The sequence below is a fragment of the Tsuneonella mangrovi genome (genome assembly GCF_002269345.1).
In the GTDB taxonomy this organism is placed as follows: domain Bacteria; phylum Pseudomonadota; class Alphaproteobacteria; order Sphingomonadales; family Sphingomonadaceae; genus Tsuneonella; species Tsuneonella mangrovi.
Genome location: NZ_CP022889.1, coordinates 1,217,284 through 1,230,112 on the forward strand (window position 1 = coordinate 1,217,284; position 12,829 = coordinate 1,230,112).

6 protein-coding genes are annotated in these 12,829 nt (G+C 57.1%); 4 read left to right on the plus strand and 2 right to left on the minus strand.

Translation table 11 applies throughout. The annotated features are described in order from the left end of the window. Positions 1-1,025: 1,025 nt before the first annotated feature. The gene (locus CJO11_RS06050; RefSeq protein ID WP_150124982.1) at positions 1,026-2,606 is read right to left on the minus strand and encodes a DUF5597 domain-containing protein; all 1,581 of its coding nucleotides are present in this window, start codon (positions 2,604-2,606) and stop codon (positions 1,026-1,028) included. A 338-nt stretch (positions 2,607-2,944) separates the two neighbouring features. Between CJO11_RS06050 and CJO11_RS06055 the strand changes: the two genes are divergently transcribed. The 4 genes from CJO11_RS06055 (at position 2,945) to CJO11_RS06070 (ending at position 9,214) form a co-directional block, all read left to right on the plus strand. Continuing rightward, positions 2,945-4,456: a tryptophan halogenase family protein gene (locus tag CJO11_RS06055; RefSeq protein ID WP_095011910.1), complete on the plus strand. Its 1,512-nt coding sequence runs from the start codon at positions 2,945-2,947 to the stop codon at positions 4,454-4,456. Positions 4,457-4,549: 93 nt separating this feature from the next. Continuing rightward, complete coding sequence (locus tag CJO11_RS06060; RefSeq protein WP_095011911.1) at positions 4,550-5,836, plus strand: DUF3422 domain-containing protein; 1,287 nt, start codon at positions 4,550-4,552, stop codon at positions 5,834-5,836. A 96-nt stretch (positions 5,837-5,932) separates the two neighbouring features. Next, positions 5,933-8,050, plus strand: a complete 2,118-nt coding sequence (locus CJO11_RS06065) for a beta-galactosidase (protein ID WP_095011912.1) — start codon at positions 5,933-5,935, stop codon at positions 8,048-8,050. A 24-nt stretch (positions 8,051-8,074) separates the two neighbouring features. After that, positions 8,075-9,214, plus strand: a complete 1,140-nt coding sequence (locus tag CJO11_RS06070; protein WP_240504586.1) for a glycoside hydrolase family 43 protein — start codon at positions 8,075-8,077, stop codon at positions 9,212-9,214. Positions 9,215-9,623: 409 nt separating this feature from the next. On the opposite strand, the gene CJO11_RS06080 is transcribed toward CJO11_RS06070, so the two are convergent. Beyond that, positions 9,624-12,698: a TonB-dependent receptor gene (locus CJO11_RS06080; protein WP_205651111.1), complete on the minus strand. Its 3,075-nt coding sequence runs from the start codon at positions 12,696-12,698 to the stop codon at positions 9,624-9,626. Positions 12,699-12,829 lie beyond the last annotated feature (131 nt).

Consider the following 12,829-nt stretch of genomic DNA (forward strand, 5'->3'; position numbering starts at 1 on the left):
ATAACGCTGATACGCATTCTAAGATGAGCGCGAAATGTCTGGATTTCCGGGGCTCAGCGCCACCCCCGACGCTCCACCCCTGCAGGAAGGACCCGTGACTCTGTTGCTAGCTGAGAAGATGCCGGTTATTCTTCTCATTGCACTTGCGGCGGCAGGCTGCACTTCTCGCACCAGTCACGCGCCGCTACGACCCGAACCAATCGCTACGACTTGTTCGGTGACCGATGCCGATACGGTGCGCTGCAGAATTCAACGAATCTGGCTACTGGCGATCGATGTGCCCGGGTTGCCAGACCATTTTCGACCATTGCGTAATTGCCCACCGGGCGGCTCGTTTGCGTCGACGAAAGATTGTCGTGTGGGAATGCCGGGGAAGCCATTGTCGATCGCACGGGACGGGACCGATCAATACGGTCGAATGCCAGCATTTGTATATGCCGTCGGTGAGAATCTCACGTGCTTGCGGGGGCAAGTCGGCCATGCGATCTACGTGCAGCGCTATGATGATTACGGCTGGGTTAGTAGCGAGTGCGGGTTATGGTGATCTGCGATATCGGCACCACATGGCACCCGGCAACGACCATATGCGTAGTCCATAGCATAATCTCTGGAAGTTCTCAAAATACCAATGAGTGCGGTTTCTCAATATTAAACTCTCATTACCATTATTTACGAATTTCATCTATCTTCCATTATTAATTGCGATAATTTATTTAAATACAAATTATCTTCACTTGTTTAATGCAATATCGATGGATTCAGTTTTCAATTTTCAAATTGACCAGTGCGAATAGTAGCCCACAAATCCGCAAGCGCTCCTTCCCCCGGAGAAATCAGCGCGACTAGCCCAGACAAATTGCCTCAATTCCGCTGTTAGCGGATCGAGACATGCGTTGAGTCAGAAGGGTCAGCGATGAGCCTTCATCTCGGTAATTCGGAGAGTTGGCACGCTCGCCCGAATGCGGAAAGACCACGCTATTCCCGACGGTTTTACTGAATGTCCGCTCCGGGATGGAAAACGGACATCAATTGATCTCATGAACCGTCACCATCAGAGACCGACCTTCGGGTGGGAGCCACAATCCAAACGCAGTCTCATCGCCGTTTAGCAAATGCTCACCGATCCACCTGCCTTCCGCGAAGTGACCTTGCTCGACCGTCACGAGTTCGATTGAACCGTGATCGCCAAGCTTGGGGGAGAATTTCAGGTTGGCCGAAGCGCCGGTCAGGATGAAACGATCAGGAGCTACTTGAGTAACCAGCACCCGCCCCGAGGTATCGCTGGTGCCCTGCCCACGGCGACCGCCATATCCAGACCTGATGTCACCGAAACGGGCGACGACATCGACATCGGGAAACGACATCGGGACATTTGCCAATCCATCTTCTTCCACCGCTACGCGCATATCGCCTTGGTTCCGCAGGGGGACAAGCATCGGGCCAGCTCCCTGCAGCAACCGATAGTCTACCGCGATCGGATCGTTGCCTTCATCGCCTTTCTGGAGGTTAAAATCCGGGCCGATCCCGAACTTCGAAATGCCGACACTGAATGGCTGGGCGATGGTCCAGAAGGCATGACGAGCATGCGCCATGCTGCCGCCGGTCTCCGGCACGTAAAGCGGATTGCCTGGAACGTCGTACGCCTTGGCTATTTCGGTGTAGGGCGCAATGTTGGTATCGTAGTTGTCGACGCCGATTACGTCGATCGCTGGTGCAAGCGCTCGCCACTGCGGCAGCAGCCAGGAGACTGCCCCGCCCGAAGGTGAGCTTTCCCCTGGACGCAGGAGGCCTGGCTGTTGGCGCGGCCAGACATTGGCATAGAGTGGAAGGCCGTAGGCATTCTTTCCCGCCGCTGCGACAGCGCCAATATATTTGGCGGTGTAGTAAGCCATGAACGCCTCCGGTGCGCGGACGCCGTAATTGTCGGTCCATGTGCCGGGCTTGGCGCCGAGCATGTCAGTCGGCACCTGGCCTTCGAACAAATCCTGGGCAGCAGGAGAATAGTCACGATCGGAACCCAGAGTGCCGGCTTCGTTCTCGACTTGCGCCATTATGACGGTGCGCTGCGCACTATCGGTCGCCTTGAGGTGCGCCATCAGTGCAGCGAAGGCCTTCGCGTCAGCCTGCATCCCCTCCCTTGAAAGCGGTGAAATGACGTCGATCGGATGGCCGTCGCGATCTATTACCCGAGGGAATCTCTTCGTGTCGCGTTTCACCCACGCAGGAACATAGCTCATCTTGGCGTTCTTCCAGGTCCCGAACCAGAGCAGCGCAACCCGCACATTCTGCGCTCGGGCCTCACGCACGATCCCGTCAACGACCGACCAATCGAACTTGCCCTCTTCGGGCTCGACCGACTCCCATCCAATCGGCACCATGACGGTGTTCGCGTGGCTTCGTGCGATCGCGTTGGCGAGCTGATGGAAGACCGGCGCAAAGCCGCTTGAATTGTTGAGCTGAATGCCGAGGACCAAGTATGGCTTTCCATCCACCATTAGCTCCGGTTTACCGGACGAAGTGGCAACGAACCGGCTGTCATTGGCCGCCGCTGGATTGGTTACAAGAGCGGCAAGCGCAAAGGCGATGGCGATGGCGATCCGAAGCATTGTCAGGAATCCTCTGTTCTGGTTGTCGACCGCGAGTCGTATTCCAGTCTCATAAGCCAATCAATAAACTCAGACAAATATGGAATTCCTCAAACTCGACTGAAACGGCTCCAACCCGTCTGACCGAATGTCATATCAAGCAGGATTGCAGTCACTTCGCCATTCCATAAGCGCCCACTTTGAGAGATTGAATCTGGGTGCGACTAGTGCATAGTCGATTGCCGACTACTAATGTCATACAAAAATAGATGGTAGTCGGCAGTCAAGTGATGATCTGAAACGAGTGGCGGTAACGCGATAGATGTGCTGGAATGCGAAGCAATGGGAGATCGCAAGGGATGAGTGAGGAGCCGATCGGACGTATAGTTATCGTCGGCGGCGGCACTGCGGGCTGGATGGCCGCCGCGGCTCTCTCTCGTTATTTCGGTACGGCAGATCGCCGTGTGACACTCATCGAATCCGACGCGATCGGGACCGTTGGGGTAGGAGAGGCGACAATCCCGCCGATCCGAACATTCAATGCCAAGCTAGAAATTCCCGAAGACGAGTTCCTGCGCGCGACCAACGGCACGTTCAAGCTCGGCATCGAGTTTGTAAATTGGGGTCAAATCGGCGACCGCTACTTCCACCCGTTCGGCTTTTACGGTCAGGAATTTCACGGGATAGCCTTCCACCAGCTCTGGCTAAGTGAAAGAGAGCGAGGCGGAGGAGGGAAGATCGACGATTACGCGATGAGCGCAGTCGCAGCAGCTGAGCGCCGGTTCGCCCGTCCCGAACCGGGTATCCAATCCCCACTCGCGCATCTCCAATACGCTTTCCACTTCGATGCCAGCCTTTATGCCAGATATCTTCGCAAGCGGGCGGAGGCACAGGGCGTTGAGCGATGCGAGGGGAAGATCGTAAAGGTCCATCGCAATAGCGAGAGTGGCGATGTCGACTCGGTCCAGCTTGAAAACGGTGAACGCATCTCAGGAGACATATTCCTCGATTGTTCGGGCTTTCGCGGATTGCTGATCGAAGAAGCTCTTGGTGCCGGTTACGAAGACTGGAGCCATTGGCTACCTATGGACAGTGCGCTGGCGATGCCGACTGCGAACGCTGGTTCCCCCGATCCCTTCACACGTTCGACCGCGCACTCTGCAGGGTGGCAATGGCGAATTCCGCTCCAGCACAGGACAGGCAACGGTCATGTGTTTTGCAGCGAGTACATGAGCCAGGAAGAAGCCGACCGACTTCTCAAGGAAAATTTAGGGGGCGAAATCCTGAGCGAGCCGCGCTTGCTACGATTCAAGACGGGGATGCGCAAGAAGGCATGGAGCCACAACGTTGTGTCGCTGGGGCTTTCCTCTGGCTTTCTCGAACCCCTGGAATCAACCAGCATTCACCTGATCCAGAACGGGATCGCCAAGTTCATTTCGCTTTTTCCCGACCGGTCGATCAGCCCAGTCGAGCGTGATGAATACAATCGCATCATGCGCGCATCCTATGAGGACATCCGCGACTTCATTATCCTGCACTACAAGGCGACCCAACGCGACGACAGCGAGTTCTGGCGATATGTGCGCGACATGGACATCCCCGAGACACTGAAGCGCAAGTTCGATCTGTGGAGGTTACACGGGCGGATCTTTCGCGATCAGGCAGAACTGTTCGCTACGCCGAGTTGGGTTGCCGTGATGATCGGGCAGAATATCTGGCCAGGGGGTCATGACCCGATCGTAGCTTCGCTCAACAGCAATGAGGTTGCAGCGACACTGCGACACATTGCCAACGCCTACAGCCAGACTGCCAAGCAATTGCCGACACAAGAAGAATACCTGCGCCGCACTGGTGCGTGGTCAAACGCGTAACCGCTCTCTCTATACGGCAGGCATCTTCCAATTGACCGGCTCTATTGTCTGACATAAAGTCCCTCCGACTGATCGTTAGGCTGGGAGGCCGATATGAACGGCGGCGACGAATTCAAGGCGGCACAGGCGACGGACGATCACCCATTGCGCCGCTCGCTGTCGTTCGAAATGCACATGCGCAAATTGCCTCACTTCGAGGTGCCAGCTCGCATCCTACAGTTCGTCTACATTGGCACCCCGGGCATTGCGCGCTCCGCGATCCTCAACTTCCTCGAGGAACGAAGCGCACGAGCCGGTGAGGCAGAATCGAATGAGCCCTTCCTGTCTCAACGGATTGGCGATCTGATGTTCTGTTGGGAAGCCCATAGTGAATTCTACACAGTCACACTGATCTCTGACGACAAAACAAGCGACCTGTTCGATCTTTCGAGCTTTGGCGAGGCGGGGGCAGCACTGGCGCAATTCCCGGGCCAAATCATGCGCTCGACAAACATCAATATATTCCGCTCGACCGACGCCGCTAGCGAGAATGACTGGAGCCAGTTTTTCTCCGAACCCGATCTCGTCGTATCCGATGTAAGGGATAGTAGGGCGCGCGTGTGGTGCGACTTCCGACTACACAGCGATGGCTTCGGTCGAATGCTGATCGAAGATCGCGGCCTGGCCGGCAAGGAGCCGGTCGAGCTGGTCCAGCGGCTCCAGGAGCTCGGCAACTATCGCAAGATGGCTTTGCTGGGTCTGCCAATCGCTAAGCAAAACATCACGCGTATCGACACCTTGGAAGCTGAGCTTGCGGAAATTGCTGAGATGCTGTCTGGCGAAACTGTCGCGACCGACCGCGTGATGGAACGGCTAAGCAGGATTAGCTCCGAACTTGCCTTGCTATCCGCACAAACGCGCTACCGCATGTCGGCAACTACGGCATATTCAGCAATCGTCGGCGACAGACTCGACAACCTCGGAGCCACCGCACAGCCTGGGCAAATTTCGCTTACCGAATTTACCGAACGGCGCTTCCTGCCAGCCATCCGGACATGTGAGGCATTCGCTCGACGCCTGCAGGAACTTTCGCAGCATACTGCCGAAATTTCGGATATGCTGCGCACTCGCATCGACAGCGAACTCTCGCGACGAAACCAGGAGTTGTTGGCTTCGATGGACCGGCGAACCGAGTTACAACTACGCCTGCAACAGACGGTCGAAGGCCTCTCGATTGTTGCGATCACATATTATGCCCTGGCAGTCTGGAAGTTCCTCTCAGGACATGTCGCCGGCGGAGCGGAAGGTAAGATCGCACAGACGATCGATATCGCGCTGGTGGTGATCGTGCCGTTGACCACCTGGTTCGTTCTTCATCGAAGCAGGCGAGATCGCGACTGATTGCGGCAGCACATATTCACAGGTGTTGTCATCACACAATCCCACGTATATGTCCGACAATAATAATTCAATTTGCTATTTGGGGAGGCGACACCGATGAGCGGGATGTACCGCATCTTGGGCAATTTGCTTGCGATCTTTGCGTCGATCGCCACTGCCTTTCCGGCGGCAGCTGCCAACGAGGGCGGTCCGCAGTTGCCGAAGACAGTGCTCTACGGCGTTGCCTATTACGACGAATACACCCCGGTCGATCGCGTTGAGCAAGATGCCCGCATGATGCAGGCGGCGCATATCACGGTGGTCCGCATTGCCGAATCGACCTGGGGCACGCTCGAGCCGCAACCGGGTGTGTTCGATTTCAGCCATGTAGACCGGGTTCTCGATGCCATGCATCGGCACGGCATCCGCGTGATCGTCGGCACGCCCACCTACGCCATCCCGACGTGGCTTGCGCGCGAGCATCCTGACGTGCTTGTGACCCGAGCAGATGGGCAAGCCAAGTTCGGCTACCGCCAAAACATGGACATCACCAACCCGAACTACCTCGCCGCCGCGAAGCGTGTGATCGTGGCGCTGGTGAGCCATGTAAAAGATAACCCTGCAGTCATCGGCTACCAGATCGACAACGAAACCAAAGCCTACGGCACGGCAGGGCCGAATGTGCAGGCGGCCTTCGTTGCCGCGATGAAGAAGAAGTGGCCAAGCCTTGAGACGCTCAACAGAGCGTGGGGGCTCGACTACTGGAGCAACCGCATCAATCGCTGGGAGGATTTCCCTTCAACCAACGGGACGATGAATGCGAGTGTCGGCAATGCCTTCGCCGAGTTCCAGCGCGGACTGGTCACCGAATTCCTCGCCTGGCAAGCGGCATTGGTGCGCAAGCATGCGCGGCCGGACCAGTTCATCACCCAGAACTTCGACTTAGGTTGGCGTGGCTATTCATACGGCGTCCAACCAGAGGTCAATCATTGGGATGCGGCTCGAGCCCTCGATATTGCCGGCGTCGACATATACCATCCGACGCAGGATGATCTGACCGGGGCCAATATAGCATTCGGGGGTGACCTCACACGATCGCTCAAGAACGGCCAGAACTACCTCGTTATGGAGACCGAGGCGCAAGGTTTCCCGCAATGGACACCTTACCCTGGGCAGTTGCGCCTGCAGGCTTTCAGCCACCTCGCATCGGGCGCGAACATGGTGGAATACTGGCACTGGGCGACCACACAAAATGCGGTTGAGACCTACTGGCGGGGGCTTCTCACCCAGGATTACCAGCCGAACGAACTCTATGAGGAGGCCAAGGGCATCGGCGCCGACTTTGCCCGGTTAGGCCCGACCCTCGTCAACATGAAGAAGGAAAACCAGGTTGCAATCTACGTCAGCAACCGGGCGCTAAGTGCTTTCGATTGGTTCAAGCTGCCGGGCAATCATGACTACAATCAAGTGATGCGCCCGTTTTACGATGCGCTCTATCGGCAGAATATCGAGGCCGACATCGTATCTCCGGACGAACATGCGGACCTGAGCAAATACAAGATGATCGTCGTTCCTGCGCTCTATGCCGCGAGCGACGCCGAAATCGCCAAACTCAACGCCTACGCCAAGAATGGCGGGCACCTCGTTTATACTTTCAAGAGCGGGTTCTCCGACGAAAATACAAAGGTCCGCTATACGACCCAGCCAGGCGACATAACCGCCGCTGCTGGCGTGACCTACCAGCTCTTCACAGAGCCGAAAGGCGTGTCGCTCGACACCGATCTTTACGGCCTGTCTGAAAAGGACTTGCAAGCTCGCTGGTGGATGGAGTTCATCAAGCCGACTACTGCCCAGGTTCTAGCCCGATACAAGCACCACAGCTGGCCCGCCTATGCAGCCATCACCCGCAATGAATATGGCAAGGGCGAAGTAACCTACATCGGATTCATGCCGAGCGATGCTTTGATCGCGCGGCTGCTGGCCGACACTGCCCATCGCGCAGGGGTTACATGGCCGGTATCGGCGCATTTCCCGCTGATCGTTCGTAGCGGCCTGCTCACTGACGGTCACCGAGTGCATTACCTGCTCAACTATTCTCGCGAGCCAGTGACAGTGCCGGCAGCCTTAGCTGTAGGGACCGACCTGATCGACTGCAAATACCACGATTCCCCGTTCCAGATAGGTCCGTGGGGCGTCGCCATCCTTCGCGATAGCAGCCTGGCAAACGGCCAGTAATCTCCCGAGGGCAGAGGAAAAGAAATGTTCAAACCACTCAACTCATTGCCGATCGTTGCGGTCGTGGTCGTGGGTCTTAGCGGCTGCGCCCACTCGCACGCTGCGAGCGTGTCCGACGCAACGCAGACCAATCCGCAACTCCAGATCGTCAAATCGATTGCGTCGACGAAGCAGTCACGCAAGGACAGTGCCGGAGCGAAATCGGCCTACCTGCTGACCTACTTCAAGGACGAGACCCACTCGCTCTACTTCGCAACGTCGCGCGACGGATACACGTGGACCGATGTCAACGGAGGCAAGCCGGTGCTGTCGGGTTACGGTATTGCTGAACAACACGGCATCCGTGACCCGCACATCATCCGTGGCGCAGACGGGGTATTCTACCTGACGATGACCGATCTGGACATCTACGGGCAGCGCGATGGCTATCGCACTACCGAATGGGAAAGAGCGGGCGACAAATACGGTTGGGGCAACAACCTCAACCTCATCTTCATGAAGTCGTATGACCTGATCCACTGGACGCACGCAGAGGTCACAATCTCGAAGCTGTTCGCCGATTACGCTGATGCCGGCTGCACCTGGGCGCCACAAACGATCACCGACCCCGACAATGGACGAATGATGGTCTACTTCACCACCCGGCACGGCGACGGGCCGAATTTCATGGTCTGGTCGTATGCAAACAAGAACTTCACTTCGCTGGTGACCGATCCAAAACAGATCCTCTATTATCCGGACGCCAAGGTGAACACGATCGACGCCGACATCACCAAAATCGGCGACACCTACCACATGTTCTATGTCGCCCACGATAATCCCGGCAACATCCACGAGGCACTGTCGCACGACATCAACAAGGGATACGTCGCCGAGCGCAAGAAGGTCGATCCAGAGCCGAAGGCGGCCGAAGCGCCAAACCTTTGGCATCGCTTCGGCACCAACACCTACGTACTGATGTACGACGTGTTCGGCGCGGACCCGCACAACATGGGCTTCGCCGAAACAACCGATTTCAAGACCTTCAAGAACATCGGTCGATTCAACGATCCCGATTCACCCATGCGCGCGACCAATTTTTCCGGCCCCAAGCATGGGGCCGTGATGCCAATCACGCCTGCCGAAGCCTCCGAAATAGAGAGTTATTTCGCAACTCGCCAATAGGCCTAGGGACAAAAGCTTCCTTTATTCGGCAAGAGCCTCCAAGCCATGCTCGTGGCATCCGATCTGACACTGCCGGCGCAGACCTACAAATATCCCGACGCGCCAGTCGAAGGACGCGCTTAGGACCTCGTCTCTTGCATGACGCTCGACGGGAAGGCCCGCCAGATGCAGGGTTCTGCGCCCGCGATTCCACGGCTCGAGGTGCCAGCTTGTAACTGTTGGAATGAGCGGCTTCACGGACTTGCTCGCTCGGGTGAAGCGACTGTCTTTCCCCACTTCCCGCGCTTGCGCTGAAGCCTTGGTCGAACGCGATGCTTAATTTGCGACCGTCCACAAAAAACCTGGCCGGCGAAATGCCGGCCAGGTCAAGTGCAGCCCTTGGGAGAGAAGGAAAGGGTTGCGCGTTGGATTATTCGCCGAAGCGCCAGCGAAGTGCGAGGCCGTAGTACCGCCCTTCGTCGCGAATATCCTGTGTGTAGTAGCCGCCCGGCTTGTAGTTCACATAGTCGTGGAACGGCTTGGCGAGGATATTGCTGACGTCGGCGTTGACCGTGAAGTTCTTGGTCAACTTGACACTGAACGATGCATCAAGCCTCGAGCGGGCATAAACGCCGCCACCGGTGTACTGGTTGCCGGTCTGGGGATCGAGATTGTACCAGCTCACCCAGCTCGAGCGCCAGTTGTAAGAGATGCGCGCCTGGATGGGGCCCTTCTCATAAAACCCGGTAAGGTTGTAGGTCCACTTCGAAAGGCCAGGGATCTTGAGATATTCCCCTGGGCCGGTGAAGGTATCGGTGTTGGGGTCATACCCGTTGGGGTAGCGGCTCTTGCCTTCCAGATACGTCAGGTTCGCCTGCACGCCAAAGCCGTTCCAGGGAGAAGGTAGGAAGTCCAGGAACGACTGCAGGTTGAGCTCGAAGCCCTTGATGCTTGCATCCCCGGCGTTGATCGGTGTCGACAGCTGCAGCACGCCATAGACCGGATCGTTCTTGTAGCGGGTAACGTTTGTCGTGAAGCCATAGATGTCATGATAGAACACGGCAGCGCTGGCATAGCCGGTCCGAGAGAAATACCACTCGAGGCTCGCATCGTAGTTCTTAGAAGTGAACGGCTTCAGCTCCGGATTCCCCTGCGAACCCGAATAGCTCGGATAGATCGTGCCCGGATGACGGCAACTGGTAATGTCCGTCGGATCGTAGTTAGGATCGGTCGGGACGCCGCAAGGCGAATACGACACCGGATAAATCTGCAACGCCGGATTCAGCTGCGCGAAATCGGGTTTCGTCCGGGTGTAAGTCCAGCCCAGGCGTAACTGAAGCTTGTCGGTGAACTTGATGCGCATGCTCGCGTTGGGCAGCCAATCGAGATAGTTCTGGCGTTCGGTTCGCGGCGTGAGCGTCTGAGTGCAAGAGAAGTCGGTTGTGCTGTTCGGGAAGTTGCGCAAGCAAACGCTGGACGTCCCGAAGGTATGCCCGTCGGTGAGGACAGCACGGATACCCAGAAGACCATCGACCTGCAGAGTGCCGACGTCAAAGTTGTAGTGGCCCTGCGCATAACCGGCCCAGGTATTTTCTTTCGCCCTCCAGCCGCTCGTCGAAGGTGCCTGGACATCGGGCGTGCTCCAGTCCTGAATCGCCTGGCTGTAATCGTTTTGCGGGTACAAGGCCTGGAGCTGCAGCAAGGCATTGTACGAGTACTGACGCAATGCCTCCTTGTTGGTGTAAATGCTGTCGCCCGAAGCAGAGAGCCACTGGGTGAAGCCCTGAGCGTTGCCGCGGAACGGATCGAGCGTCTTGGAAAGCTCACCGATTGGCAGATCTGTGTAAGGAATCCCCAGATCCATCGTGTAAGCGTAACGGGCGTAGTTCTCGACCATCGCGGCCTTGCGCTCCGTCAGGCGAACGCCAACCTGCACCTTCGACAAGAAGCTGGAACCTGTGTCCCAATCCATGTCCCCGCGCCATTGCCAACCGCTCCCCCGCACCCAGTAGACGGACTGGTAATAGCCGCGCCACAGGTAGGTAGTCGGATCGAACTGGTTCCAGTTGGGGAAATTGAACGAAACGCCGCCGTCGACGGCGAACGCGGCGTCCACAGTGAGCGGATCGGCCCCAGTCGCGCGCCAGTCGAGGCTGGACGAATCGTCGCGGTATTCGCTCCAGCTATACGCAAAATCGGTCGAGAGCTTCACTTGCTCGCCACGCCAACTTGCACCAGAAGCGATCTGGAACGTGTTGGTGTAGTTGTTGTCAGCGCGGCGCCAGCCCTGAGGCTCGGAGCCCGAGGTCTTTGTCAACGAGGCTGCCTGAGGGACTGTGTTAGGATCATAGGCACCTGGCCCGGTAAAGGCGGTATCCGAATAGGACTGGCCATCCTTCAACACGACATTGGTGAACACCGGAGGCGTACCGTTGGGACCCCACAATTCGAGCGGGACATCGACGTTGTCAGTCTGGCCACGCCCGCGGAAGCCCTGGTATATACCTTCCACATAGATATCGGTGTCGGGATTGGGATCCCACTGGAACGAGAAGTTGGCCGACGGCCGGTAGCGGCGACCGTGCTCGTTGTAGATGCCGATATTGTTCGGGAAGTAGAACAGGCCGGTAGCGTCATTGCTCCCAAACACGCCATCGCGAACGTGATTGCCCTGCGTGCCGAAATCCGACCACAGATCGTCGCGGATCCAGGTTGAGTTGTAGCGCACGCCATTGTAGTATTGCGACTGCGCGAAGGTCACGTTGGCGAGGAAGCCCATTTCCCCGTCACCAGCCTGCCAGCGATCTGAGAACAGCAGGTTGTAGTCCGGATCGAACTTGCGGCTCTGGTCGTTGTAAGTGCCGTGGATACCGCCGGCGATCACCATTCCCTTGAAATCGAGCGGGCGGCGGGTGCGAACGTTGACGAGACCAGCAAGGCCAGCCTCGACCTGGTCGGCAGAACCGGACTTGTAGACCTCGATCGCCGAAATCGCCTGAGATGGAAAGTCCTGCAGCTGGACGCGGCGCAGTTCCGCCGTGAAGATCTCGCGACCGTTGTAGGTTGTTGCGACATCGGGCAGGCCGCGGATAAGCACCTGGCTCGCCTCGTCGTTGTAGCGCACGACCTGGACGCCAGCAATGCGAGCGATCGTTTCAGCTGCAGTGTTGTCCGGCAACTTGCCGATATCTTCCGCTACGATCGCATCGACGATCTGGTCCGCGTTCTTTTTGATCGACTGCGAAGAAGTAAGACTGGCTCGAATACCCGAGACGACAATCGCGCCGTCGCTCGCAGTTTCACCCGTTACTCCGGTAGTGTTGCCAGTGGTCTCCGCAGCGCCAGTGCCCTGTGCAGACGCAGACGCGGTTGCCTCTGCCTTCTTCTTGGCTGCGGCTTCCTTCTTGTCCTTTGCCTTTTTGGCAGCGACAGTCGAAGCATCATCGGTCGATTGCGCGTGAGCAGGCATCGCAGCCAGCATCAGCGGCAGAGTAGCAACGGACATCAAAAGCGGAAAACGCCGCATCAGAACCTCCCAAACCCAAACGTTTTTAACTTGTCTGACAAACTGGCTAACCCATATTTGTCTGACTTACAAGAGGGCTTGCGTCGATTTCACTAAATAGTGCGGAAAAG

What these genes read in the sequence shown, in the direction of transcription:
- CJO11_RS06060 (WP_095011911.1), top strand. Translation starts at nt 4,550, where the DNA reads ATGAACGGCGGCGACGAATTCAAGGCGGCACAGGCGACGGACGATCAC.
- CJO11_RS06080 (WP_205651111.1), bottom strand. Translation starts at nt 12,698, where the DNA reads ATGTCCGTTGCTACTCTGCCGCTGATGCTGGCTGCGATGCCTGCTCAC.
- CJO11_RS06065 (WP_095011912.1), top strand. Translation starts at nt 5,933, where the DNA reads ATGAGCGGGATGTACCGCATCTTGGGCAATTTGCTTGCGATCTTTGCG.
- CJO11_RS06050 (WP_150124982.1), bottom strand. Translation starts at nt 2,606, where the DNA reads ATGCTTCGGATCGCCATCGCCATCGCCTTTGCGCTTGCCGCTCTTGTA.
- CJO11_RS06055 (WP_095011910.1), top strand. Translation starts at nt 2,945, where the DNA reads ATGAGTGAGGAGCCGATCGGACGTATAGTTATCGTCGGCGGCGGCACT.
- CJO11_RS06070 (WP_240504586.1), top strand. Translation starts at nt 8,075, where the DNA reads ATGTTCAAACCACTCAACTCATTGCCGATCGTTGCGGTCGTGGTCGTG.